Source organism: Candidatus Contubernalis alkalaceticus (assembly GCF_022558445.1).
GTDB classification, from domain to species: domain Bacteria; phylum Bacillota; class Dethiobacteria; order SKNC01; family SKNC01; genus Contubernalis; species Contubernalis alkaliaceticus.
In genome coordinates this window covers 438,506-465,176 of the sequence record NZ_CP054699.1, presented here as the reverse complement: position 1 = coordinate 465,176, position 26,671 = coordinate 438,506, and the positions used below count along the sequence as shown (strand labels likewise).

Annotated in this window: 20 protein-coding genes, 1 riboswitch and 1 other annotated feature; of the genes, 4 read left to right on the top strand and 16 right to left on the bottom strand. The window is 43.7% G+C overall.

Features of this window, described 5'->3' with window-relative positions:
- The first annotated feature begins 95 nt into the window (after window positions 1–95).
- Window positions 96–2,036 (top strand): polysaccharide deacetylase family protein, encoded by a 1,941-nt coding sequence (locus tag HUE98_RS02240; RefSeq protein WP_241422265.1) that lies wholly within the window; start codon window positions 96–98, stop codon window positions 2,034–2,036.
- Here the strand turns inward: HUE98_RS02240 and treZ are convergent.
- The gene (gene treZ, locus HUE98_RS02235) at window positions 2,020–3,831 is read right to left on the bottom strand and encodes a malto-oligosyltrehalose trehalohydrolase (RefSeq protein WP_241422264.1); all 1,812 of its coding nucleotides are present in this window, start codon (window positions 3,829–3,831) and stop codon (window positions 2,020–2,022) included. The genes HUE98_RS02240 and treZ overlap by 17 nt on opposite strands.
- A gap of 203 nt (window positions 3,832–4,034) precedes the next feature.
- Between treZ and HUE98_RS02230 the strand changes: the two genes are divergently transcribed.
- Window positions 4,035–5,270, top strand: a complete 1,236-nt coding sequence (locus tag HUE98_RS02230) for a glycosyltransferase (RefSeq protein ID WP_241422263.1) — start codon at window positions 4,035–4,037, stop codon at window positions 5,268–5,270.
- Between the two features lie 235 nt (window positions 5,271–5,505).
- Entirely contained in the window at window positions 5,506–6,816 is a 1,311-nt protein-coding gene (locus tag HUE98_RS02225) for a glucose-6-phosphate isomerase (protein ID WP_241422262.1), read from the top strand.
- Window positions 6,817–6,846: 30 nt separating this feature from the next.
- On the opposite strand, the gene lepA is transcribed toward HUE98_RS02225, so the two are convergent.
- The 7 genes from lepA to HUE98_RS02190 form a co-directional block, all read right to left on the bottom strand.
- On the bottom strand, window positions 6,847–8,646 hold the full coding sequence (gene lepA, locus HUE98_RS02220) for a translation elongation factor 4 (protein WP_241422261.1): 1,800 nt from the start codon (window positions 8,644–8,646) through the stop codon (window positions 6,847–6,849).
- The gene (locus tag HUE98_RS02215; RefSeq protein ID WP_241422260.1) at window positions 8,636–10,018 is read right to left on the bottom strand and encodes an MATE family efflux transporter; all 1,383 of its coding nucleotides are present in this window, start codon (window positions 10,016–10,018) and stop codon (window positions 8,636–8,638) included. Before HUE98_RS02215 ends, lepA begins: the two co-directional genes overlap by 11 nt.
- 30 nt (window positions 10,019–10,048) lie before the next feature.
- Window positions 10,049–10,297 carry a DUF4321 domain-containing protein gene (locus HUE98_RS02210; protein WP_241422259.1) on the bottom strand — a complete coding sequence of 83 codons (249 nt, stop codon included), beginning with the start codon at window positions 10,295–10,297 and terminating at the stop codon, window positions 10,049–10,051.
- Window positions 10,298–10,526: 229 nt separating this feature from the next.
- Window positions 10,527–11,129 (bottom strand): SOS response-associated peptidase, encoded by a 603-nt coding sequence (locus HUE98_RS02205; protein ID WP_241422258.1) that lies wholly within the window; start codon window positions 11,127–11,129, stop codon window positions 10,527–10,529.
- A gap of 170 nt (window positions 11,130–11,299) precedes the next feature.
- Window positions 11,300–11,815 (bottom strand): ferritin-like domain-containing protein, encoded by a 516-nt coding sequence (locus tag HUE98_RS02200; protein WP_241422257.1) that lies wholly within the window; start codon window positions 11,813–11,815, stop codon window positions 11,300–11,302.
- A gap of 154 nt (window positions 11,816–11,969) precedes the next feature.
- Window positions 11,970–13,823, bottom strand: coding sequence for a MutS-related protein (locus HUE98_RS02195; RefSeq protein WP_241422256.1), 1,854 nt, complete (start codon window positions 13,821–13,823; stop codon window positions 11,970–11,972).
- 80 nt (window positions 13,824–13,903) lie between these two features.
- Window positions 13,904–15,424: a 2-isopropylmalate synthase gene (locus tag HUE98_RS02190; RefSeq protein WP_241422255.1), complete on the bottom strand. Its 1,521-nt coding sequence runs from the start codon at window positions 15,422–15,424 to the stop codon at window positions 13,904–13,906.
- A gap of 142 nt (window positions 15,425–15,566) precedes the next feature.
- Window positions 15,567–15,823: a binding site (T-box leader), on the bottom strand.
- Between the two features lie 202 nt (window positions 15,824–16,025).
- Here HUE98_RS02190 and HUE98_RS02185 point away from each other — a divergent pair.
- Entirely contained in the window at window positions 16,026–16,457 is a 432-nt protein-coding gene (locus HUE98_RS02185) for a hypothetical protein (protein WP_241422254.1), read from the top strand.
- A gap of 205 nt (window positions 16,458–16,662) precedes the next feature.
- On the opposite strand, the gene HUE98_RS02180 is transcribed toward HUE98_RS02185, so the two are convergent.
- The 8 genes from HUE98_RS02180 to HUE98_RS02145 all read right to left on the bottom strand — a co-directional run bounded on the left by HUE98_RS02180 (window position 16,663) and on the right by HUE98_RS02145 (window position 26,420).
- On the bottom strand, window positions 16,663–17,346 hold the full coding sequence (locus HUE98_RS02180) for a TIGR00266 family protein (protein ID WP_241422253.1): 684 nt from the start codon (window positions 17,344–17,346) through the stop codon (window positions 16,663–16,665).
- A 139-nt stretch (window positions 17,347–17,485) separates the two neighbouring features.
- Complete coding sequence (locus HUE98_RS02175) at window positions 17,486–18,985, bottom strand: B12-binding domain-containing radical SAM protein (protein ID WP_241422252.1); 1,500 nt, start codon at window positions 18,983–18,985, stop codon at window positions 17,486–17,488.
- Window position 18,986: 1 nt separating this feature from the next.
- Entirely contained in the window at window positions 18,987–20,321 is a 1,335-nt protein-coding gene (bzaD, locus tag HUE98_RS02170; protein ID WP_241422251.1) for a B12 lower ligand biosynthesis radical SAM protein BzaD, read from the bottom strand.
- A gap of 5 nt (window positions 20,322–20,326) precedes the next feature.
- A complete protein-coding gene (locus HUE98_RS02165) occupies window positions 20,327–21,877 on the bottom strand; it encodes a DUF2284 domain-containing protein (protein WP_241422250.1) in 1,551 nt (516 codons plus the stop codon).
- Window positions 21,874–22,092: a hypothetical protein gene (locus HUE98_RS02160; RefSeq protein WP_241422249.1), complete on the bottom strand. Its 219-nt coding sequence runs from the start codon at window positions 22,090–22,092 to the stop codon at window positions 21,874–21,876. The genes HUE98_RS02165 and HUE98_RS02160 overlap by 4 nt, the downstream gene beginning before the upstream one ends.
- Entirely contained in the window at window positions 22,093–23,385 is a 1,293-nt protein-coding gene (gene bzaB, locus HUE98_RS02155; protein ID WP_241422248.1) for a B12 lower ligand biosynthesis ThiC-like protein BzaB, read from the bottom strand.
- A 15-nt stretch (window positions 23,386–23,400) separates the two neighbouring features.
- A complete protein-coding gene (thiC, locus tag HUE98_RS02150) occupies window positions 23,401–24,699 on the bottom strand; it encodes a phosphomethylpyrimidine synthase ThiC (RefSeq protein ID WP_241422247.1) in 1,299 nt (432 codons plus the stop codon).
- Window positions 24,700–24,870: 171 nt separating this feature from the next.
- A riboswitch (cobalamin riboswitch) is annotated at window positions 24,871–25,063 on the bottom strand.
- A gap of 190 nt (window positions 25,064–25,253) precedes the next feature.
- Window positions 25,254–26,420, bottom strand: coding sequence for a TraB/GumN family protein (locus HUE98_RS02145; RefSeq protein WP_318036515.1), 1,167 nt, complete (start codon window positions 26,418–26,420; stop codon window positions 25,254–25,256).
- Window positions 26,421–26,671: the final 251 nt, after the last annotated feature.

The window sequence follows — 26,671 nt, the reverse complement described above, 5'->3', positions numbered from 1 at the left end:
CACCAGATTTTAAGCCCCACCTACGCTAACCCTTAGAGGTGGGGGTTTTATACCCTAAAAAAAAAGATTAAACAAAGAAAGAGGTTAAATATATTATGAAAAATATTTATGTAATCCTGGCTTTTCACGCCCATGAGCTGCTGTGGGATCTTCCAAAAATGCTGCTCTCCCCCCTGGAGGAGGGCAATCCCATGAAGGACACCTTTCAGGATGAAAATTACATTAAAAAAAGAAAAAAGGAGGGGCGGGATATTTATGCCATGTGCAGTAAGTTCGGAGACCGATTGGAGGCACCCCTCTGCGTAGAATATACCAACGAGCTTTTGCACCAGATTAAAGAAGTAATCCCAGAGACCTTTAAAATGATGCAGGAGGACTACCGCCGAGGCAGGCTGTACCCCCTGTACGGCCATGCCCATCATACCCATGTTTCCCTGATGGAAGAAGAGGAAATAACCCAGGAAACTGTGTGGAACATGCAGTACCTCCACGACTTTATGGGAGTTCCTTATCCCAAATACAAAGGACTCTTCCCCAGTGAAGCTTCCCTAACCCATCATAAGCTGGCAGGTATTTCCAAAGCAAATATAGACTATGTCATCTTTCCGCACCTGGAGGAGGGAAAAGTGCCTTTTTCCCTGGAGGGAGACGGAGACCACCAATACCTGCCCTTCCTGCTTCGTACGGAGACTAAAAATCTGCTGGCTTTCCCCCGAAATTTCCCTATATCCCAAGAAATCTGGCGTCCCATTACTAAAATGAAAAGAGATAAAGTAAAAAACCAGGGATACATGCTGGGTGACTATGCAGTATTTAAAGAGGAATACTTTTCTGACCAGCAGGAACAATTTCCTATTGATATGAAAGATGGGGTGGAGCTGTACAAATCGGTGCTCAGGAAGGAAATGGAAAACTCCCCCCCTAACGGAGTTCTTGTGTACATTCAAGACCTGGAACTGATGGATTTCGGGGATATAGCCCTGGAAATAATGGAAAAAGCCTGGAAAGAGCTGCTGCAGGAGGAATCCCAGCGCTTTAATATCAAATTTGTTACCCCTGACCAATATATAGATAATGTGCTGAAGCCAACAGGCATTAAAAACCTTCCGGAGGTTAAGTTTTATGACATAAACTGGGCTCCGGAAATCAGGCTGGTGTTAAGAGTAGACGGTCACTATCCACCCATTGGGGTAACCGGGGTAGACAGATATGACCGGGACAAAACAGGACTGTATCAGTATCCCCATGCTTTCTGGGAATATGGTAAGTACTACTGCCAAATATTTGACATACTTTTGAAGAATTTCAATGTGAATATCCACCTGCCTATTCACGGCGCCTGGATGAACCACATGGAACGGGAACTGGTCTTCCGGGACAATATAGAGGTTAAGACTGTATTGTATCACCGAATTATGAAGAGGGCCTGCAACTGGGGTTGGCGGCCCACCGAAGGCAGACAAAAACTCTCATGCCTGAAAGGATATTTAATCTGTTCCGAACTTCTTGAAAAACTGAAAAAACATCCACCAGAGCTGGTACTGAACCGAAGGCCAGAGGCCATAAACTTGAAAAATTTTGTAGGGCTGTTGGAAATACTGGACACCATTATAGATGGACGGATAAACTACCTAAAATTCGGTTTAGAACAGATGACAGCCCAAAAAGGTATAGATTTAAAAAGAGCTTATACCCCCATTGAATCCGTTTTCCAATGGAAAGAAAAAGCTGTGAGAAAAATAGTTGAACTATATGAAGTAAATAAAAAGGATACGGATTTCCTATCCGAAACGGAGGAAACCCTGACCCTGCTGCAGGAATATTCTCAAGCAGTGTTTATGTCTACTGATTATATTCAAAAGATTTGGTCGGAGGTGCCTGATGTAGAGTTTATGGTAGATCATATGTATTACTATCTTTACAACCTCTATCCCCCCTCTTTTCCAAAAATGATGGAAAGGGTTGATCATATGTCCACGCAAGAGATTGACCGATATTTTTCCAAAAAAAAGGAGCTTATTACAGCTCCAGTATAACCATGCTTCCCTTTAAAAGGCGGCTGCTGCCTTCACCCTCCTGCTGAGCACCGCCGTATAATTTCCATTCTGAGCTCAAAAGACATTTCCCGGTGTGGTGATGGTAGGTATCATTTTTCCCCAGGTTAAACAGGCCAACCAGCTTTTTTCCTCCTCTTTGGCGGAGAATTTCTACCACCCGGGTTTCTCTTTGTACACTTACCGTAAGATTCGTTTTATCCAGGGCTTTCAGAACAAAATTTGTTTTCCTTAAATTAATTAGATCCCGGTAGAAATTGAACATCCACCGGTTCTGCTGATTCCATTTTTCTGGGGGGGTTAAGCGAGATCGATAGAAAGTATCGTCTTCTTCGGGATCTGATATATCCTCCCACCCAAACTTTTCAAATTCCTTTCTTCTTCCCTGGGATACAGCCTCCTTCAACTGGGAATCTTCAAAATCTGTGAAGAACAAGAATGGATTTTTTTCGGCATACTCCTCCCCCATAAATATTAGAGGGACGTAAGGGGAAAAGAAAATCAATCCGGCCGCTGTCTTTACATAGTTATAATCTACTAGAGATGATAGACGCTCCCCTTTAGCCCGGTTACCCACCTGGTCGTGGGTCTGAAGTGCTACCACAAACTGCCTGCCCGGGTTTATATGAGCATCAGTTCCCCGGTCTCTACCCCAAAAATGAGAATACTCTCCGGTATAAAGATAATTCTTATATAACTTGACCAGGCCTTCGATTTTGCCATAGTCCATATAGTAACCTTTATCTTCTCCAGTAAGTATGGTGTGAATGGTGTGGTGCAGGTCATCCATCCACTGGGCGTCTATACCGTAACCACCATTTTGGGGTGGGTTGATTACCTTTACGTCATTTTCGTCCGTCTCCGCAATCACCCATTTTTTTCTCCCAAGCCTTTGGGAAAGATCCTTCGTCAAAGAAGCGATTTCCTGAAGAATATGTAATAGACTCTCATCTTTTATGGCATTTACTGCATCCAGCCGGAGGCCGTCGAAACGATATACCTCCAGCCAATGCCGCAGGTTTTCCAGGACCATTTGACGAGTTTTATTACAGTATTCATCGTCAAAATTCACTGCTGAGCCCCAGGGAGTATCATATTTATCGGTAAAATAAGGGCCATACACCGGCAGGTAATTTCCCTCAGGGCCCAGATGGTTGTATACAACGTCCAACAGAACAGAAATTCCCTTCTGATGACAGCTGTCCACCAGGAATTTTAAATCATCAGGGTCCCCGTAATTATTATTTACACTAAAAAAATTAGCTCCGTCATAACCCCAATTCCACTTCCCCGGGGTCTGAACCACCGGCATTAACTCCAGCGTGTTTATCCCCAAGTCCAAAAGATAATCAAGACGGTCTACCGCAGCCCTAAAGGTGCCCTTTGGAGTAAAGGTGCCAACATGCATTTCGTAAATAATCATTTCCTCCAGTTCCAGCCCTTCCCAATGATCGTCCTGCCACTGATATGTATCGTGGTCTACCACCTGAGAAAAACCATGGATTCCCTGGGGCTGGTAATGGGAGCAGGGATCAGGAAAATCCCCCTCCTCTTTAATCCGATACTTGTATAATAACTCCAATCCTTTTCCTTCTACCACAGTACTGTAAATGTGGGGTTCCTCCTGCTTCATAGTAACCAACTGTTCTTCTTCCCCGCTTTTTATTAAAAGGCTAACTCCTTTTTTATCATAAGCAAAAACCCGAAACTCAACCATCTGTTTCTCCCGGTCCAAAATACTTGCTCCCATTGGTTTTTCAGCTACTAATGATTTCATAGATTTCTCCTTCTTTGAATAAAATAATAAAAATATAAGAATACAATTAACCTTCCTAAAAAATAATATAACCAGAGCCAGTAATCTATAATCATAAGTACACTTAAAAAGGCTTGGGGTATTCAATTTTTTGTTTTTTGTTTCAACGAATTTAATCGCCGCTCTATGAATATCTTAAAAATCCTTACTGTGGAGGTAATAATTTGAAAAAAGTTCAGGTTTTAAAAAAAAGTTATAAAGATTATCTGCAATTTTTGGAGGAAGATGACCGTGAAGAAATGGATCAACTGTTAAAAAAGCTGCAGGGCAAAAAAATTGCTATGATCAACGCCACGGAATTTGGCGGCGGAGTGGCGGAAATATTACATTCCTTCATACCACTAATGCAAGATATGGGCCTGGATATAGACTGGTGGGTTATGCATGGAGAAAAAGAATTTTTCAATGTAACAAAAGCATTTCACAACTGTCTCCAGGGGGATGATGCCTGCCTGGAACAGCAAACTATCGATACCTTCTTTAAATACAGCCAGCTAAATGCCAATAAAATATTGAACTGGGAGTACGACTTTGTAGTAATTCACGACCCTCAGCCCTTGGGCCTGGTGGCCTGGAGAAAAGCACCGGATATATCCCGCTGGATATGGAGATGCCACATTGACACCTCCACGCCAAATCTTGATTATTGGAATTATCTACAGCATTACATCCAGCAGTATGACGCTGTTATTTTTACCATGGAGGATTTCGTTGGAGAGGGATTGGATGCGGGCCGTTTATACTTCATCACTCCCCCCATCGATCCCTTAAGCTATAAAAATATCCCCCTGGAAAAGGAAGAAGCTAAAAAAATTATCGATCGTTTCGGGATTGATAGTAACCGACCTTTAATTACCCAGATTTCCCGGTTTGATCCCTGGAAAGACCCCTTGGGAGTCATCGAAGTCTATAAAATTGTCCGAAAGGAATTCCCCAGCGTTCAGCTGGCCCTGGTAGGCTCCATGGCCAGCGACGATCCTGAGGGTTGGGATTACCTGTACATGGCCCTGCGCCGGGCCGGGGAGGACTACGATATAAAAATTGTAACCAATTTCAACGGCGTTTCCAACCTGGAGGTTAATGCCTTCCAAAAGGCTTCGGATATCGTTTTGCAAAAATCCATCAAAGAAGGTTTTGGTCTTACGGTATCAGAAGCCCTGTGGAAAGGTACCCCGGTGATTGGAGGCAATACCGGAGGAATCCGCCTGCAAATTGAAGATGGGATAACAGGCTACCTGGTGGATACTGTTGAGGAATGTGCCGAAAAGGTTCTTACCCTGCTGAGAAACCCCGCTCTGGCAGAGGAAATGGCTGCTGCAGGCTTTGAAAAAGTCCGGAAGGAATTTCTGATTACCACAAATATATTAAAATATTTGAGATTATTTAATGACCTGCTTTAAATTACTCTGAAATGATAAAAAAGAAAAAATCATCAACAGCATTTAAGCGATTAATAATATTGGAATATTTAGGATTTAAGATGTATAATGAAAATAAATCTATTACCTTGAATTAAGAAATAGGTTTTATCTTTTCTAAAGGATTGTCAATTAAAACCAAAAACACTTAGCTTCTCACCAGGATTAAATTCAGCTTACCAAAAACCAAAAATGTTAAAATGTAAGGGAGATTATAATGGAAAATAATATTACCTTGGATTGCAGCGGAGCAGAGGATTATTTTAAGGAGCATGAGTTAGATTACTTAAGACCCAAAATAACTGCAGCTCACCAACTGCTGCACAACCTGGAGGGCCCCGGCAGTGAATATGCCGGTTGGATTGACTGGCCCCTGCGCTTTGATCAAGAGGAATTACAGCGAATTCAACAGGTAGGACAAAAGATAAAAGAAAAAGCCGAAGTGTTTGTAATAATCGGCATCGGGGGTTCATATCTGGGAGCCCGATCGGCATTGGAACTGTTAACTCACAGCTTTTATAACGGACTTACCAGAGAAGAACGTCAAGGTCCGGAAATATATTTTGCTGGTCATAATATCAGCCCCCTTTACCTTACCCAATTATTGGAGGTCATAAAGAACAAAGATGTCTATATCAACGTGGTATCCAAATCTGGCACCACTCTGGAACCAGCCCTGGCTTTCCGAGTTTTAAAAAGCTTAATTGAACAGCAGCACGGTAAAAAAGGGGCCGGAGAAAGGATTTTTGCCACCACCGACCAGGCAAAGGGAGCCCTGAAGATACTGGCGGAGAAGGAAGGCTATGAAACCTTTACAGTACCTGATGATGTAGGGGGACGATTTTCCGTGCTGACGCCGGTGGGCCTTTTGCCCATGGCTGTAGGAGGCATAAACCTGGAGGAAATAATGGCTGGAGCCCGCAGGGGCTGTGAACTCTTTAGTAAAAGCGATATAGAAAATAACCCCAGCTACCTGTATGGGGCTATAAGAAATTTACTATATCAAAAGGGGAAAACTATAGAGCTTTTAGTGAACTATGAACCCTCCCTTTATTACTTTGGAGAATGGTGGAAACAACTATTTGGGGAAAGTGAAGGAAAAGATCATAAGGGGATTTTCCCGGCGGCCATGAACTTTTCTACAGACCTGCATTCCCTGGGACAATATGTTCAAGATGGTTACCGAAACCTTTTTTTGACCACCCTTTGGATAGAAAAACCTGCGGTGGATATGAACATTTTTGAACAGGAGGATAACCTGGACGGACTGAACTACCTTTCTTTGAAAACCATATATCATGTAAATGAAAAAGCCTTCCAGGGCACCGCTCAGGCCCATATAGAAGGCGGTGTTCCCAACCTTAAAATCTCTGTTCCCCAGATCAGCCCTTACTATTATGGTCAGATGGTATACTTTTTTGAAAAGGCCTGTGGAATGAGCGGTTATTTACTGGGAGTTAACCCCTTTGACCAACCGGGAGTAGAGGCCTACAAGAAAAATATGTTTAAACTATTGGGGAAACCATAAAATTAAAGATGATATTCTCCCCTTTTTACGCTATTTGTCAACATTGAGCACAGCCATAAAGGCCTCCTGGGGGATTTGAACATTGCCCACTTGTTTCATTCGTTTTTTCCCCATTTTTTGTTTCTCCCAGAGTTTCCTTTTTCGGGTAATATCTCCACCATAACATTTGTCGGTGACATTCTTTCCTAAGGCCTTGATGGTTTCCCGGGCCAGAACCTTATTTCCCACCACCGCCTGAATGGGAACTTCAAACAACTGCCGGGGGATCATTTTCTTCAGCCGCTCCACCATATCTTTCCCCCGCTGAAAGGCTCTTTCCCGATGAACGATAAAGGAAAGGGCATCTACTTTTTGGTTATTAACCAGGATATCAACCAGTGATAGATGGGACATCTTGTAACCTGTTAATTTGTAATCCAGGGAAGCATACCCCCGAGTTTTAGATTTTAATTGGTCGAAAAAGTCGAAAATGATTTCCGCCAGAGGCATAGAATAGGTAAGCATGACTCTGCCGGTTTCCATGTAATTCATAGTTTCATAATTACCCCTCTTGTCCTGACAAAGCTCCATCACAGTTCCTACGTAATCTCCGGGCACTAGAATACCCGCCTGAACGAAGGGTTCCTCAACCCGCTCTATATCCCCTACTGGGGGGTAGTTTGAGGGGTTATCGATAAAGGTTTCCTGCCCGTCTTTAAGGATAATCCTGTATATTACATTGGGAGCAGTAGTAATCAAATTTAGACCGTATTCCCGCTCCAGCCGTTCCTGAACAATCTCCATATGCAGAAGGCCCAAAAACCCACAGCGGAAACCAAAACCCAAAGCAGCTGAAGTTTCCGGTTCATAGGAAAGGGCCGCATCGTTTAATTTTAGTTTTTCCAGTGCCTCCCTCACCTCATCAAATTCTGTGTTCTCCAGAGGAAAAAGGCCGCAGTATACCATGGGCACCACTTTGCGATAACCGGCTAGGGGAGTCTGCCCAGGATTAGCCTCAGAGGTAATAGTATCCCCCACTTGAGCCTCCGCCACATTTTTAATTCCGGCGATTACATAACCCACATCCCCTGAAGAAAGGGAGGAAACCGAAGTCATGGCCGGCAGAAAAATTCCTGTTTCACTCACTTCAAAGACCTTGCCGGTATTCATCAGCTTTATTTTCTGTCCCTTTTGAATTGTCCCTTCCTTTACTCTTATATAGGCTATAACCCCCCGGTAAGGATCATAATGGGAGTCGAAGATTAAAGAACGGAGAGATTCCTGGTCTGAATCCTCAGGAGGCGATATTCTCTTTACAACAGCCTCCAAAACTTCTTCGGTTCCCGTACCTTCTTTGGCAGAAACCAAAAGGGCTTCGGAGGCGTCCAGGGCCAGAGTCTCCTCCAATTCCCTTTTTACCCGCTGGGGGTCAGCACTGGGCAAATCTATTTTATTGATTACTGGAATGATTTCCAGGCCATGTTCCAGAGCCAGATAAGCATTGGCCAGAGTCTGAGCTTCCATACCCTGGGCGGCATCCACAATCAAAAGGGCCCCTTCACAAGCTGCCAGGCTTCGGGACACCTCATAGGTAAAATCCACATGTCCAGGGGTATCTATTAAGTTTAAAATATATTCCTCTCCATCTTTAGCCCGGTATACCAGACGAACCGCCTGTAGTTTAATAGTAATACCCCGTTCCCGCTCCAGGTCCATGGAATCCAAGACCTGTTCTTTCATTTCCCTTTGGGTCAGGGCTCCGGTTTTTTCCAGGAGACGGTCCGCTAGAGTAGACTTTCCGTGATCTATATGAGCAATTATACAAAAGTTTCTTATATTTTTAGGTGACATCTTGACGCTCCTTCCATTGGCCGTTGAGAATCATTTCATTTTTAAGCAGTCTCATCTCTCCCCTTACCAAGAAAAAGGTTACTGTAAAGGCTAGAATATCTGCCGCGGGAAAGGCCACCCAAACCCCCTGCAGATCAAAGAATAAGGGCAGCAGCAGCACCATGGGGATGAAGAACAGCACCTGCCGGGACAAAGACAAAACCATGGCAGGCAGGGGTTTCCCCAGAGCCTGATAAATACCGGCTCCAATCAATTGATATCCTAAAACCGGAAAAGCCAGGCAAATGATGCGTATAGCTTGAGTCCCCATCTCTATCAGCTCCTGTTCCGTGCTGAACAATCGTATAAGATGCTCTGGAAAAAGCATAAAAGCTAAAAAAGCAAAAACAGACATACCCGTAGTTACCAGAATAGAAAGCTGGATAGAACTCCTCACCCGATCCGGCTGACCGGCACCGTAGTTAAATCCTAGAATTGGCTGTAATCCCTGCACTACTCCAAACATAGGCATGAAGGCAAACATCAAAAGCCGATTTATTACACCGAAAACGGCAATAGTCAAATCCCCACCATAAAAGGCCAGACTGTTATTGATGATGACCACCATAATACTGGCAGAGGCCTGTCGGGCAAAGGAACTGGCCCCAATGGTCATGGTTTCCTTAAAAATATCCGGAATAATTTTGAGATTCTTGAGCCTCAAGACCAGAGTACTGTTACCGCTCAAAAAGTAGTATATCAGGTAAATACTCATAGAAGCCTGAGAAATGACTGTAGCCAGGGCAGCCCCCCGAATTCCCATGTTAAAACCAAAAATAAATATCGGGTCTAAGATAACGTTCAAGCCGGCAGAAATCAACATGGTATACATAGCCACTTTGGCATTCCCTTCTGCCCGGGCCACGTTGTTGCAGGACACCGCAAAGACAAAAAAGAAAGTTCCAAAAAGAATAATACCTAAATACTCCGCGGCGTAAGGTAAAATAGACTCCGTGGCCCCAAAAACCTTTAGGACCGGCTCAATAAACAAACCTCCCAGGAGCATCACTACTATGCTCACCATTATTACCAGAGAAACTATGTTCCCAAAGGTTTTATTGGCCTTCTCTAAGTTTCCTGCTCCCAGGCTTCTGGAAATGATAGATGATCCACCGATTCCGATAGTCTGTGCAAAAGCCATGATTAAAATCTGAATGGGAAAAACGATAGTCAACCCGGCAATCCCCATAAAACCCACGGCTCTTCCTACAAAAATAGTATCTACAATATTATACATAGCCTGAACCAGCATCCCCACCATGGCCGGAGCAGACAGTTTATAAAGCAGTTTTCCTATTCTTTCTTTTGCCAGCATTTCACTATGTTCATTCATTTATATCCCTCGCATCTCTCACATCTTATACTATAACTTCCGGTATATATAAAAAACCAAAGCAAGGCCCAACACACTGGCCAAGTTAATTCTCAAAAGTATATTAATATCCCAGACCAAAATGGAAAAATCCCCCGAAGGGCTCCAGCGGATTTGTGTGGATTCAAAAATATACGGCACCCCTAGTTTTGATAATATATCCCCTAGAATACTCCCCAGCAATAAACCAATTACTAAAAGAACCACCAATAAAATGGCTGATTGTTTTACCTTTGCCACTTATGTTCCCCCTAAAGTTTTCTTTTCAAAACTTATTACTGAAATTAGTGCATCATCTTTTAGATACCTGCCTTTTAAGCCAATGTATACCCATAGCCCCTGCTCAATCATATCAACCTATTAAGCATAACCTAATTATTTATGAAAGCATAAAAAAAGGGCCTGATTACAAAAAATTTAAATAAGCCCTCAGTGCTTATTGAACCCAAAGCTTCTTTTAAATAATCAGTTAACATTTTAATACTTTCAATTCAATCTCTTCTCCCTCATAGGGTTTCAACAAGCTTTTCAAAAGGCCTACATCCTCTAACTCCGGGTTCAGCCACAATTCTTCCTCCTGCCGAGAAAGAATTACCGGCATACGGTTGTGAATATTGACCACCTGATTATTGGAGGCGGTGGTGATAATCACAAATGCCTCATATTCAATTCCACTGCTGTCCTTAAACCGGTTATAAATACCGGCCATGGAAAAAATAGAACCATCCGCCAGGGTAATAAAATGCTTTTCACTACTCTGGCCATCCTTTTTCCATTCGAAGAAACCCTCTGCTGGAATCAGGCATCTTCCTTTTAAAAAAGCCTGTTTAAAAAGAGGTTTAGTATCAACCGTCTCCCCTCGGGCATTTATGACCAGGCCCTTCTTAAAGCCCACAGTAAAACCCCATTTGAACAATTGCAGCTCCCTCTCCCCCTGCTCAACCACTGCAGGGACAACTTGGGAAGGGAACACTTCATTTAACGGAGTATATTCCTTTTGTAATTCTTTGCTGATCAAGTACCTTTTCATCAGTGCATGCAGGGCAGCTCCCTGCTTATACCTTCCACACATCGGCTCCTCCTGTTTATTAGAAATACAAAAACTTAAAACCTGCTGATATATTCATTTTATCATATTATGAGCTAATAAGTTTTCATTTTTGTGAAAAACCACCTTCACTAATTTTACAGGTCCGAGGTTAAAAAAAGAAGCCCCTCAATTTAAGAAGGGCTCTTTCCAACTTATCTGTATACACTGGATATTTTCAGATGCTCAGATTCAATTTCCGAAAGGGCTCTAAAAATCTCCTGAACTCTGGGTTCCGGCGCTCTGTTAGCTGCCTCCTGATAAAACTTAATGGCCCGGCTTTCCCTCTTGTGGGCATCCATCATATTTTCTGAATCACTTTCACTGCATTGAACTTCTGGAAGATCAGGTTCATCCTCTCCAATCATTTTACACAGAAGTTCCGCATGTTCCATTTCCTGCTTAGATAATCTTTTAAAGATAGACTGGGTAATTTGGGTTTCTGCACGTCCGGCAGCACACTTGTAAAAGGCACTGTTGTTAATCTCTAAATTAATGGCCTCCTTACAATCCTTGTAGCTCTGTTCAGACATCTCCACTTTTCCATAATCAATCCATTCTGCAGCCGGGACAAGATGTCTAAAAGAAGCGCCACAAAATGGGCATCGATCGGGAATCTCCTGGCCTAAATAAGTTTCACTGCAAACTTGACAACGATATGGGTCTAACATATTCAATCTCCTCCTTCTTATAAGATAATAAAATAAGAGCAAGACAAGTAAGGTAAAAGGATACTTACATACCTTTCAGACAGGTTATCGATACTATTTATTATATCATAAATATTTTTGCCTAACAATTTAAACCTGGAGAAGTTTGTCATTATTACTGCAGTTTAGAACCGGGGGAAATGGCCCTTTGAGCCGCCTTTTCCACTATTTCATGAGGATAACCTAAAAATTCCAATAGCTTAATGGCATTCATTGATTTAGATATACCCTCTTTAAGCCGGTAATCAAACTCCAGTCCACTATCCCCTACTTTTTCGCTAAAATGATACAGATTGTATAAACTTTCAAAACTCTTGGCAATTTCCAGGTCATGGCTGGCCACTACCGTTAGACAGTTCTGCTTCGCCAGATAATTCAAAATTTCCACCCCGGCACTTATCCTTTCTACTGTGTTGGTACCCCGTAAAATCTCATCAATGACATAAAAACTAGGCACAGAAGCCTCCACTTCTCTGAGCATTTCCAGCAGCGATTCAGCTTCCACTAGATAATAGCTCTTTCCAATGGTAAGGTCATCTCTTTTACTGATAGATGTCATTATCTTAAAATAGCTGGCCTGATAATTATCGGCTAAACAAGCACAAATAGTTTGTGCAAAAAGGGCATTTACCGCCAGGGTTCTTAAAAAAGTTGACTTACCGGACATATTGGAACCGGTGATAATGGCTCCCATTCCCTTCAAGGTTACAGAATTTGGCACCGCCTCCGGTATGAGAGGATGTCTTATGTTCTCAGCGCAAATCTCCGGTTCGCTTTTTTTGTTCAAAAGTGGTTCTACATAATTGGTTAAGCCCGTTCGGTAGGAAGAGAAAGAAAGCAGTGCATCCAATTGCCCTATCAACAGATACATTTTCTGCAGTTCTTTCCGACGCACCTTTATTTCTTCTAGAGCATTTTGAAAACCCCTGGCTTCAATAAGAAAAAAGATATTCACATATTCATATAATCCAACAGAATCAGCGCTTTCTAAGCCCAAAGTTTTAGCTTTTCTAGTAATTCCTCGACAGGCAGAGGCGAAAGTCTTTAAGGGTCCTGTTAATTCTTCAATCCGGGAATCTTTAATTTCCCCCATATCCCGGGCAGCCCGAATTAAAGCATGCAGGTAACCCATGGTAGATACATAGCCCATGGAAAACCTTTTAGCCATGCTATGAAGATAATAATTTATGATAAAAATCGGAATAACTACAATCAAAAGAGCCTCCAGCCCTAAAAAATAAATAAACGCCGGAGACAGCAGGGCAGCAGCAAACATCAAACGGTAAAGCGTTAAATACCGGCTTTCAAAAGAAATTTCCTCCCATAAAAGCAAGCACAATAAACTGGAATCCTGTCGATCAAACTGCCGAAGATTGAATAGAAGCCTCTCTCTCAACCCCTGTTCCTTTTGAAAAAGGTTCAGCCAGGTCAAGCGTTCTTTATATTTTTCCTCCTTTAGCAGCGGAGTCCTGAGCATATTGTATAGAACCTGTTCCCCTGGGGTAGTCAGAGTCCTGTCCACCTGGGAATAAATCTGGTCCATATTTAAATCATCCCAGGTTTGCTGGTTTATTACATGCCTGTCTTCCTTATCAAAAGTAATAAAACGAAAAAGCTCCTGAATTTCTTTAAAATCCCTTTTCCTCTCCTGAAGAAGCCCCCATTGACTTCTCAATTCCTCTTTAATTTTCGCTGTAAACATTTTGCGATAAATCCACCAGCATAAAAAAGTCAAAGGAAACAGAACTACTAGTCCATAAAAATATTCAGGGTCTCTATTCCCTCCAAGGTAGAGAAAACAATAACCAATAACAACAGTAATTGCTGCTGCTGCAATAAGAATATTCTGCCAAAGAGAATGGTTCATTCCCTGGCCGGCTGACTGGAACCTTAAAAAAAAGTTCCAATATTTTCGATTTAGGTAATACATCAAAATTAAAACGAGAACCACTATAAGATATTTCGTCATTAGTTTCTCCTTACAGTTGTCAAGGTTGTCAAGGGGTTGTCAAGAGATAGGGGACGGTTCTTCTGACAACCCTTAACACTTTACCCTTGGAACTCTTTTATCTTAGACAAAGCATTTACATAAGCACGGGCGCTGGCTTCAATGATATCTGTGCTGATTCCCCTACCCACTACTACAGTGTCTTTTTCTCCATAACGGAGTTTCACTGTGGCATCTCCCAGGGCTTCGCTGCCTCGACTCACCGATTTCAGGGTATAATCCTCTAAATGCACTGGTTTCTTTACTACCCGGTCAATAGCTTTAAATACCGCATCCACCGGTCCAATACCGCAGGCTGCATCCGTCTGGGTTTCACCCAATATTTCCAAGGTAATGGTTGCAGTAGATGTAGATGCAGCATCTCCTGAGGTGTTGACAGAAACCTTCTTGAAACTTATCTGACCGTTCTGATCTGCTCCGGTGGAGCCCATCAGGGCATGAAGGTCTTCATCGAATACTTCCTTCTTCTGGTCCGCCAGCCGTAAAAATTTCTGGTAGATCTCCTCCAGCTGGTCAGTTTCCAGAAAGTAGCCCAGCTCCTCCAACCGGTGTTTCAGAGCGTGATGCCCAGATCTGGCGCTTAAAATAATGGTATTTCTAGGAATGCCGATAACTTCCGGATTAATTATTTCATAAGTGGAGGTCTCCTTTAAAACCCCATCTTGATGAATGCCCGAGGCATGCATAAAAGCATTGGCCCCTACGATGGCCTTGTGGAAGGGAACTGGGACTCCGGTAATTCGAGATACCAGCCGGCTGGTTGCAGAGATTTCCTGGGTATTCACACCCAACTCTATCTCATATCGCTCCCGTTGGGTATACACTGACATAATTACTTCTTCCAGGGAGGTATTGCCGGCCCTTTCTCCTATTCCGTTAATGGTTCCCTCCACCTGGCTGGCTCCTGCCTTAATCCCCGCCAAAGAATTTGCCGTGGCCATACCCAGGTCGTTATGACAGTGAATGCTGACCACAGCTTTATGGATATTGCTTACATGGTTCATCACATAAGCAATTAACTCCCCGTATTCCCAGGGAGTAGCGTAACCTACGGTGTCGGGTATATTTACGACCGTAGCCCCAGCATTAATCACCTGTTCTAAAACTCTAGCCAAAAAAGCAGGTTCGCTTCGAAAAGCATCCTCCGCATAGAATTCTACATCCTCCATGTACTTCTTTGCATGCTTTACAGCAGATACTGCTGTTTGCACCACCTGGTCCGGAGTAAGTTTCAACTTCCTCTCCATGTGTATGGGAGAAACCGCTATACCGGTATGAATTCGGGGCTGGTCAGCTTCCCGTAAAGCCTGGGCACAGCAATCTATGTCTTTCTCTACCGCCCGGGAAAGACCACAGATTATTACGCCTTTCACTTCCCGGGCTATAGTTTTCACTGAATCCATGTCCCCGGGAGAAGAGGCGGGGAAACCAGCCTCAATTACATCCACTCCCAGCCTTACCAGCTGTCGGCCGATTTCTAATTTCTCTTTAACATTTAAGGTTAAACCCAGGGACTGCTCCCCATCCCTGAGGGTGGTATCAAAAATAAACAGTTTGCGCATATTTTTATTGCCTCCTTTGGCATTAATTCTGTCCCAAATAGCCTTTCATAAATAATTCATACTTAAAGGTCATCCTAAGGTCAGCTAGATCTAATTCCAAATAAACCACCACCCTCTAAAAATATAAAAACCCTCTCATCTCTTTTGAGACGAAGGGTTATTCTCCGTGGTACCACTCAACTTAGGGCATAAACATGCCCCCTCTTACAGGATACAGGAATTCTCCGATATCCCCTTCCTTGTAACGGCGGAAGTTCCCGTCCGAGCCTACTTTCTTTTAAAAATTTCGGTCGGCTACTCAAGGGAGAGTTCTGTGCCTCGCCTGGACCGCCTCGCACCCTCCGACGGCTCTCTGACTCCCAGCGTTAAACACATACTATTCCCTGTCATCGTCCTTTTAATTCATTAAATTCTAACAGTATTTATAACGAATGTCAATCCTTTCGGGGAAAGAATAAGTAAGCTTTTAAAGAAACATATCTCAATTACTCCTGGAATCCAAAAATCCAAAAAACAAAGAATTTCTTCCTTGCTATTTGCCTGATTAAGGAAAATAAGATATGATTAGAATAAATCATAAATAAAGGAGAGTGAGATTGGGATGTCTGATAAGAGCTGTCTGGAAACTGTCGTTGATTATATTCCTCAATATATGAAGGACATGATTAACGAACATATAGGTGAAAATGAAGACATAAAGGCTATTGTTAAAGGAAGATCTGGAGAGGCCGTAATTGTAACCAACCAAAAGGTATGCACAATTAATAACGGAGAGATATTTCAACCCTTTGAAAAAGATGAAATTAAAGGGGTCAAGCTTTCTAGAAAAAACAGAGTTGGAAGGTTTGAACTCCTTGTTGAAAACCCAGAAAAATATATCGTCAAATTGGAAGAGGGTCAATGTAAATACGGCCCGGATCTGTCAAAAAACATAGTGAACTTTCCTTACAGCAAATTTCCCATGTTTAATGTCGTTGAAAAACATATCAACGTTATGATTGGAAAAGCCAAAATAAAATATGATTTTGAATAATTACATAAATTAATCCCTGTAAATTCAAGAATATCTTCTTTAGTGTGTGATACTAAAACAAAGTGGTGGTCCTAAAATATAAGAATCACCACTTTGTTTTTTTATATAGTCTTTTTCTCCGCCTTGGAACTTGCTGCAAAACTAAACAGCTGCCTTTAACTGTTCCTATGTTCTAGAAACCTTTTTAATTTTTTAGCAATTACAGTTATTTGCTGCTGGACTGAGGAAGATAACTGAATATATCTGCAGCCAAATTTTGAATAGGCATGGTCTGCAGCCAAACCGTTCCAGGGCCTATCAGGGTTGTCAAAAACATCCCTTCTCCGCCAAAAAACATATTTTTAAATCCTTTCACCCGTTCAATATTCATCTGGACACTTTCTTCAAACATGGCCACAGCTCCTGTCTCCACTTTTATAGTTTGTCCCGGAGCCAGTTCTTTTTTTACACATTCCCCATCAATTTCTACAAAAGCTAATCCATTTCCGGAAAGTTTCTGCATGACAAAACCTTCGCCGCCGAAAAAAGCCGTCCCCAGCTTTTTTTGATAGGTAATATTTAATTCTACTTCATCAGTAGAGCACAGAAAGGAGCGTTTTTGACAAACAATTGACTTCTCTGAAAGGTCTAAAACTAAGATATTTCCAGGAAAAGTATGTCCAAAGGCAACAATTTCTTTGTCCTGAAGAGCTGAAAAATAATTCATAAAAGCTTTTTCCCCTGACAGGGTTCTCTTCAAAGCCCCCTTCAGCCCCCCCTTCATAGAGGTTTCCATCTGTATTCCAGAGGTCATCCATTTCATAGCTCCTGGTTGAGCAGTTATTCTTTCCCCTTTTTCCAACTTCAGTTCTGCCATAGGCATAGTGGTCCCGATAATTTTGTACTTCATGCATCCACCCCATTATATGATATTTTGATAAATCTATTCCTCTTTTTCTATTTTTTTTACCACGATACCTTTTTTTTGAGGCCTTTTTGCAGGTTGGTTTGAATCTCAAAAAGTCAAAAAAAATTGTCAAGGGGGAGAATTATGAACCAAGTATTTTATTTATCTTTTTCATGATATCCTCGGCAATAGATTCCTGGGATTTTTCACCTGTAAATTTATCTCTCTCCAGGTGGAATAAACTGCTTTCAAAAAGATTGACCAACAATTGGTTTATCTCATTGGTCTTCTCCTCAATATCCTGGGTTTCTGGGACTTTTCCGCTCCAGATTCCTGACATCCGGGCAAAAAGGTGATTGGTAACCTTCCTCATAAGGCCTGCCAGGGCACTTACTTTTTCATCTTCCAGGACCGCCGTCCCTTCATAATCTGAGGAGCTGGAAATCTGCAGACGTCCTTCTTTTTTTAGTTGTGAGTATGCCCTTGTCCCCTTTAAGATAATTTGGTGGTGATAAAGCAGATTGGCCGTTATGGCAAGATTATCTAAAAGCCTGTTTCTTTGAAGAAATTCAAAGTTCTCCCGGATATCCTCCAGGGTTGAATCCGGCTCAAACATTATAAATCCTATGTTGGGCTCAATGCCAAAACTTCTTAATATTTGAAGGGCTTTTTCATTTTGTGCTACGGATGTCATCTTATTCATCCTTTTCAAGGACTTGTCACGGCCGCTTTCCATTCCAATGAGGATGTGGCGAAGTCCGGCATCCACCAGTGCTTTTATGGTATCCCCGTGGATATCATTGACCCGGGCCTCTATGCCGAACTGAATATGTTTGGATTTTAAAAGCTCTGCCATCTGCCGGGCACGGAACTGTCCTTTTTCCCCGGGCCCAAAGAAATTGGGGTCCGTGAAATAAAACTTATCTGCCCCGGTAGAGGAGACTACTTCATCAATTTCCTTACTAATATTCTCTGGGCTTCTCCCCCGCCACCGGGACTTACCGTAAAAGTTGTTAATGTAGCAGAAGGTACAGGAACCGTAGCATCCTCTGCTTCCCTGAATATTCACTTCAGAGATCTTCATCATCGCCTCTGTTCTTACGGGAGCAGGAAGGCTGTCCAGGTCCTGAACCGGTTCCCGGCGGGAAAAAATGATTTTACCGGCAGTATTTTTTTCCGCCAGGCCCTGAACCCCAAAGGGCTTTTTTCCAAAAGATAAGAGTTCAGCCACCTCTGCAAAGGTTAGTTCAGCTTCCCCCAAGATAACGGAATCCACCGCAGGGCACCTGCTGATTATTTCCTCATAATTTAAAGTAGGATAAAACCCGAAAACGGTAATATAGAGCCGGGGCAAAAATCTTTTTATCTTTTCCAGCAGTTCAAAAAGGGCATAGTCGGTTTTCCAGTGATAAACCATGTGTACTCCCAGTATATCCGGTTCAAATTCCTTGATACTATCTTCAATATTTTCATAAGAGAGCCTATCCAGATATCCCTCCAGAATCTTCACCTGGTGACCCCTGCTCTGCAGCATGCCGGCGGCATATCCGCTGAGCAGGCTGGAGGAAAGGGGAGTATTGGCAATATCATTACATCTTTCGGGACAGATTGCCCGGGGATGCTCCAGTAATAATATTTTCATCTTACACACTCACCCCATTCCACATAAAGATATTTTGATGCAGATGAAAGGCTTCCAATCGGTATCTGAGAGTCTCAAAAGGCCTGGGATTGTAATAAACGGGATAAAGGAGATCGGTTTGCTTATGAATTACTCCATTGGCCCTGGCTGCGGCCTCCATGGAAGTCCCGGGGAGAATCCGAATGTTGTTTAAAACCATGGTGCCCAGGTTCTGTTTTCTGCTGTGAAGTTCAAAGATTTTTTCCATTAATTGAATCCCCTGGCGACAGGTCTCTTCAGTTTCTCCGGGAACATTGACCATAAAATGATACACGCTGAGCACGTTGCTGCCGGCTGCCAGCTCTGCAGCCTTCAGCACCTGATCCTGGTTTAAATTTTTCCCCAGCACCTCCAAAGAGTTCTGACAAAGGCCATCAGGAGAAAAAGAAAAACACTCACATCCTGCCCTTTCAAAAAGAGAGACATTTTTTTCATCCAGGTAATCCTCCCGCATAAAGCCGCTCCATTTCAGCGGTAACCTTCGCCTCAGCAGTTCCCGGCAGATGTCCTCCAGATGACCCCTGGGGGCGTTTACGACCGGATCAGTAAAGTGAAACCGGTCAATGCCGAATTCTTTGTAGAGCATTTCCATCTCCTCCACAACCTTTTCGGGAGGGCGGCATCGGAAATTTTCTCCCTGGAGAGCAGGATACACACAGTACCCACACGTAAAAGGACAACCCCGCTTGGTCTCCACGCCCATAGAAGGGACATAGCTGTTATTCTCCAGATACGGCCCGGGGTCCAAAAGCTCCCGGCTGGGAACTCTATAGCAACTAAAATCTAAATTCCTGGAAGGTGAATTCACCATAACCCTTCCGCCCTCTCTAAAACAAAGGCCCTTTAAAAAAATGGAGGGGCTTTCCAAAGTGGATAACAGGGTTGGTAGTGATTCCTCCGCCTCCCCTACGATCCCGTAGTGAATTTCCGGCATATCCTCCATGAGGCGTTGGGGGAAAAGTGAAAAACCGGTACCTCCCACAATTAACCAGGCCTTTGGCCTTAAAGCAGCCGCCATTTTAACCATTACCTGAAAGGGAGGAATCAGGGAACTGTTTTTATTAGCTAAAGGATCAATATTTCTCAGGGAAATACCCACCACTTCCGGTTCAAAGGTTAACAGCCTTTCCTTTAGCGCTCCAAAAGAATCTTTTTCCATGTTCATATCCAAAAGGCCTACTTCATGCCCTTCATTTTTAAGGGATGTGGCCAGGATAACAATCCCCAGGGGGTATACCTTTTCTGCGGAAGGTTCCTCCATGGAAAGAGCTTGAACCAGTAATACTCTCTTTTTCATATTCATCACTCCAGTAACAGCAGGGCAAAATACTTGATAAATTCCCCCTGCTTTTTTAGGGTTTCTACTGTTAATCCTGCCCGTCTTACGGTTTCAAAAACATCGATTCCCGCTCCCTCCATAGAGGGCCTGGCGTTTCGGGTATTGCAGCATCCCCCTTGCTTGCCTTCACAAAAACTGCAGAGGGAACAGGGACCAGCCCAAAAAACAAAGGCTTTATAATAACCCGCCTGGAACGCCTCTTTTTCCGCCTGCAGAACCAGGGATTGGAAATCTCCCGTGGGAGGTTCACCCTGAAGAATAAGTGCCCGGGTGTAATCCCTTAACACTTCTTTAGTTTTTTCCGGGGAAGGGCTGTGGGGAGGACAATGGGAATCTCCATATTGTCCACAGCCGTAACGACAGCGCAGGTCTCCCCAGTGGGGGACATGTACCGAGTCCACAGAAATGGGACAGACTTCAGCAAAGCCCAGTTCTTTAATTTCTAAAGCCAATAGAGACCTGGGGTCCAGGGACAGTTTTTCCAGGTCCTTTGGGTCTTTAGCAGCGATGAGCACAGCAGTATCCGACTCCAGGGGGACCAGTCCGGTGCAGAACAGGTTTAATGACTCAAGCTCTTTTTGAATCCACTTTCCTTCAAAAACCTCTCCATTGTACGTGTTGATAAACATGTTCAGGTCAAAAAGAGCGGCTTTTGAGGGAATGTGTTCCCGGAAAAAATCATGGACAACCAGGTATCCCCCCGGCTTCAGGCTTTCTACCGCGCTTTTTAGGTTGTGCCGCCCCTCTTTTTCTCCGTAGGCATGGATAATGTTTGATAAAATCACCAGTTGATAGCGTTCCTTTTCAAAGGGCCAGGGTTCCAGGAGATTGGTTTCTGTAAAAGTAAACCTCTCTCTCAGGCCCTTCTCCTTAAGGCCCTCTTTAGCAAATTGTAAAACTGTAGAAAGGTCCGCCAGAGTAGCCTGAAGGGCAGGAAACTTTTCTAAGAAACCAGCGGCAACAGCGCCGGAACCGGCACCCACATCTAAAATCTCCCCCTCCAGAGGCAGTCCATGAAATATCGGCAGAATTTCCTTTACTTTCATCCGGGCAACAGAGTCCATACCCCGGATATATCTACGGGTCCTCTCCTCCAAAGTTCCTTTCTCTTCCGATGAAAAAGAAACTCTCCCTCCCTTTTTTAGACATTCCGTCAGATCCCGCCACTGAGAAGAAAGATACTTGCGCCAGAGGATGGATTCCCCCTGGTAATTTTTTCTGCCCTTTACCAAAAAGTCAGAAGAAACTTTGGTGTTAAAATACCTTCCCTGGTCAACCACCACCAGGCCCAAAGTACAAAGAACCTTCAAGAAACGCTGCAGCCCTACGGGATCCAGGGCAAGCTCCCGGGAAAGCTCTGTTGATTCCCTGCCCTCTCCCTCCAAGACAGTAAAAATGTCCAATTCAACGGCGGTAAATAAGGCTTCTGAAAACCAATAGCCGGTGGCTAAGTCCTCCAGATACTGGGGGCCTGCCTTTTGGGGATCATGATTAAAATAGGGTGGAAACTTCATGCCGCTGTCACCCTATCTTCGTCCCCGTTTTCAACGGTCTCTTTAAAGTTAGGATTCTTTTCTATGACTTTATGATATTTATACTTAGTCACAGCCAGTGCCGTCCCCTGAACCTCCCCCAGTTGGAGCTTCAGGTTCACAAAGGATTTAAGCCCCGGTTCGTCAAGCGTGTTATTAATAGGATATAACCTCCCTATCACGGGTTTAAATTTCATCTATAGACCTCCTACTTGAAAATACCTGCCGGCAGCTGAAGCAGCACACTCCTTTCCGCAGACCGCACAAACAGAGGAGTCATCTTTCCCTTCCGCTGCCAGCTTATTAAGTTCCTTGGCCTCTAAAGCCAGAGATGCCTGGAGATTTATGTCCTGTTCAACCCGGGCCCGGGCCATTCTTAAATTTCTATCCCAGTCACTGCGGCTTCCCCTGGCCAAATCTGCCGCATGGGCAGCAATTCTGGCAGCAATTACCCCGTCCTTGACATCTTGTTCCGTAGGAAGCCCCAGGTGTTCCGCAGGGGTTACATAACATAAGAAGTCTGCTCCCGAAGCTCCGGCCAAGGCTCCGCCAATGGCAGAGGTAATATGGTCATACCCCGGAGCTATATCCGTAGCCAGGGTGCCCAGTACAAAATAGGGAGCCCCATTACACAGCCTTTTTTGAAGCAGCATGGTAGGTTCTACATGGTGCATGGGAACATGCCCTGGACCCTCCACCATAACCTGAACACCGGCAGCCTGAGCTCTGGCAACTAGTTCCCCGGCAATAATCATACCCTGGAGCTGGGCTCCGTCCAGAGAATCCGCTGTGGAACCTGGACGAATGGCGTCCCCCAGGCTCAAGGTTACGTCATAAGCTTTTAAGATTTCCAGCAGCCGGTCAAACTGTTCATATAGTGGATTCTCCTTGCGATTATGCAGCATCCAGCCGGTCAGGAATGCCCCTCCCCGGCTGACCACATCGGTAACCCTGCCGGTGGTCTGGAGGCGCTTTATTACCTCAAAATTAAGGGCACTGTGGATGGCCATAAAATCTACTCCATCTTCCGCCTGTTGTTCCACCGCTTCAAATATATCCTCCCCGGTCATTTCCACAATACTTCCTCTTTTTTCAATGGCTTGGATGCCTGCCTGATAAACCGGCACACTGCCTACGGCCATATTGGCTTTTTCCAGGGTCTGACTTCTCATCCGGTTCATATCTCCCCCGGTGCTCAGGTCCATAACCGCTTCACATCCGGCCTCCTGGGCAATGGCCAGCTTCCTTTCTTCCATTTCAATCTCATCCCGGTCACTGGAGGTGCCAATCAGAGCATTTACTTTAATTCTCAGGCCCTTTCCAATCCCACAGTAATTAAATTCTTTCCGGTTTCTATTTCTAGGAATCACAATAGTGCCTTGAGCCAGTCCTTCCCGGATAAACTCAACATCAACATTTTCTCGGAAAGCCACCCACTCCATTTCCGGAGTAATGGTACCCTGACGTGCCCATATTACTTGTGTTGTCATTTTTTTTCATCTCCTTTAGCAGTTTATTTTAGCAGTCCCTAAATACTCAGAAACAATTTCCATGGCACAGTATTTGCCGCACATGGCACAGGCAGAGGAGGATTCCTTGCTCCGATCTTTCCTGATCTGTTCCGCCCTCTGGGGATCTATAGCCAGCCTCATCTGCTCTTCCCAGTCCAGTTTCTTTCTAGCCCGAGATAACTCCAGGTCCCATTGATCCGCTCCCTTCAGTCCCTTAGCCAGGTCAGCAGCATGGGCGGCAATTCGGGAAGCGATAACTCCTTCCCGAACCTGTTCAAGGTTAGGGATGCCAATATGTTCTGCCGGTGTTACATAACAGATAAAATCTGCCCCAGCCCAGGCACTTACAGCACTACCGATTGCCGCGCTGATATGATCATATCCTGCTGCAATATCGGTGACTACGGGGCCAAACACAAAATAGGGCGCTCCATGGCATAAACTTTTTTGCAGTATTACCGTAGCCTTCAGTTGATCTAAAGGCACATGCCCCGGCCCCTTGACCATAATTTGCACCCCGGCTTCCCTGGCCCTTCTTACCAGCTCACCAATCACTACCAATTCCTGTACCTGGGGGCCATCCAGGGAATCATGAAGACACCCGGGCCTCATACCGTCGGCTATGCTGATGGTTATATCATAGCGTCGGGCAATATCCAGCACACGATCATAATTTTCATAGAGAGGGTTTTCCTTTTGGTTGTGAAGCATCCATCCCATCAGATGAGACCCTCCATAACTCACCAGAGAGTCAATCCGGTGATCCGTCTTAGCCCTTTCCACAATATCCATGGTCAGGCTTGAATGAAAAGCTAAAAAATCAACGCCTTCAGCTGCCTGCCTTTCAATCACTTCAAATAGGTCTTCTTCTTTCAGGTTTAATGAAGAACCTTGTTTTTCCCCGGCCTCGGCCAGAGCCTGATAAAGGGGCAGCGTCCCCACCGGTCTGGAGCATAATGCCAGAGTTTTTTTCCTCATGGCATCAATATCTCCGCTTACACTTAAATCCATGATAACGTCAGCTCCAAAGTGGATGGCTGCCTGAACCTTGGCTGCCTCTTCCTTCAACACTGCATTCTCTCCATACAGACCAACACTGGCACTTACCTTGGTCTTCAGCCCCGGGCCAATTCCTGTGGGGACTACGCTTTGGTGCAGAGTATTTCTAAGGATTACAATCTTTCCCTCTGCAACCCCCTTCATTACCAACTCCGGAGATACTCCCTCCCTTGATGCCACCTGTTCCATTTCAGAAGTAAAAATACCTTCTGCTGCACTGCATAATAATGTCATTTGTTATTCCTCCTATCTCTTCATAAAATGTGAATACTTTGGCTGCTCTTCCCACTCATGTCCGGTCCAGTCATAGAACAAGGCACATTACATAAAAAAAGTCCACACCAAATAAATTGATGTGGACTTTACCATTATCCTTAAACATCTACAAAACCTTACACACGAGGCAGAGTAGTCAAGTTTCAGGCAGGTTTCCTGACTCACGGATTCGCACCCTTTCCTTCCTTCCCGCCTGCCTTGCCCCATGGGGACGACAAGCGGTGGTTATAAGGTGGGCTACCGTTTACAGTGGCGGGACCGTCCGGGACTTTAACCCGGTTCCCTATTATCCTAAACAGGCACCTGAAACAAAATATTTAATTATTGGTTCAATTCTATAAACTATCCATACATTTGTCAAGAGGGTTTTTTTTACAGATTTCTACCCTCCTTACATTTACTGCCACCAACCCGGGCTAAATTAAGAGCCTGCAGAACCTGCACCCTTAGTTTTTTCAAATAATTTAATAGAACCATCCCCTTGACACTTTGACAGCTTCTCTGTAAACAAACTATATATTCTCTATAAACAAACGAATTACATCGGCTCCACCAATTATTGTCCCCAAGGTACTCCCTAAATTTGTTAAGGCTACTGTAAGTAGAATACGGGTTACCTTATTGGTCCAAAATCCTTTTACAGTAAAAACATCCTCCGATAGGCTTTCAAAAGCTTCTACACTGGGCCGGCTGATATAGGCTTGGACTATCCCCGCAAACCACCCGGCAGCCATGAGTGGATTTAAAGAGCTTAAGGGAGCTACAATAAAGGCAGTAATAATGGTCAGGGGATGTCCAAAAGCAATGGCCGCACCGATTGCTGAAAAAAATCCATTCCACAGCACCCAGCTCACTGTTTGATTGACTCCAGCAGAAGGATTCGCGAAAAAAGTATAACCAATGATAGCAAGAATAATTATTGGTATGGCCCAAGCAATAATTTTAGGTGCTTTGGATTTTGGAGGAAGCTTGGATAAAGCTGCTAAATTATGTTCTTTTTTAATTTCTTCCTTTATCCCGGGAACATGAGCAGCCCCTAAAACTGCAACAACCTTACTTCCCGGAGCTTCTTTTATCTTCTGAGCTAAATATTGATCCCGCTCATCAATCAAAGGAACTTTTAATTTAGGAAAAAACTCTGTAAAATCATTAAGCATAGCATCAAGCATATCTTGAGACTTTATTTTCTCCAGTTCCTCTTCTGAAAAACTCTCGTCATTAAAAATACTAAAGAAAATAGAAAACATAAGCTTAACTTTTCCCCACAGCCCAATTCCATGCCAAATTCGTGAAAAGGTTACCTGTATATTTCTATCGGCCAGTACTAGAGTAGCACCTACTTCTTTAGCTGATTCAATTCCCTGAATCATTTCTTGCCCAGGCTTAATGCCAAATTGCTTTGCCAGCCGCTTTTGAAAAGAAGATATTAAAAGATTAATTAATAGAAGAGTAGCTTTCTTTTCTTTAATAATCTTAAATATGTCCATCTTCTTCCATCTGTCTCTATCCATGACAGTTTGATATCTCTGTTTATCCAATTCTATACAAACACAATCAGGCCTTTCGGCTTCTATAACTTCCTTCACTTGTTCCGCACTTTTTTTGGATACGTGAGCAGTTCCAATGAGTATAAGTTCCCTGCCATCCAAATCTACTCTTGTAATATTTTCTTCAAACATAATAATAGTACCTTCCCTCTACAACAAATTTTATGAATGTTTTATCTCTTTTTTTTAGGGTATAAGACCCCCACCTCTAAGCGTTAGCGTAGGTGGGGCTTTTAATCAGGTGGAGTAGAGTCTCCACCTGATTCCCCGATGTTTCAGCTTGCTGAAACGAGTTCACTGACCACTTTTCTTTTTCTTCATTATACCCTTTTTACGATTATAACCTGGATTAGCATAATAAAAAATTGTGACTTATGAGAATT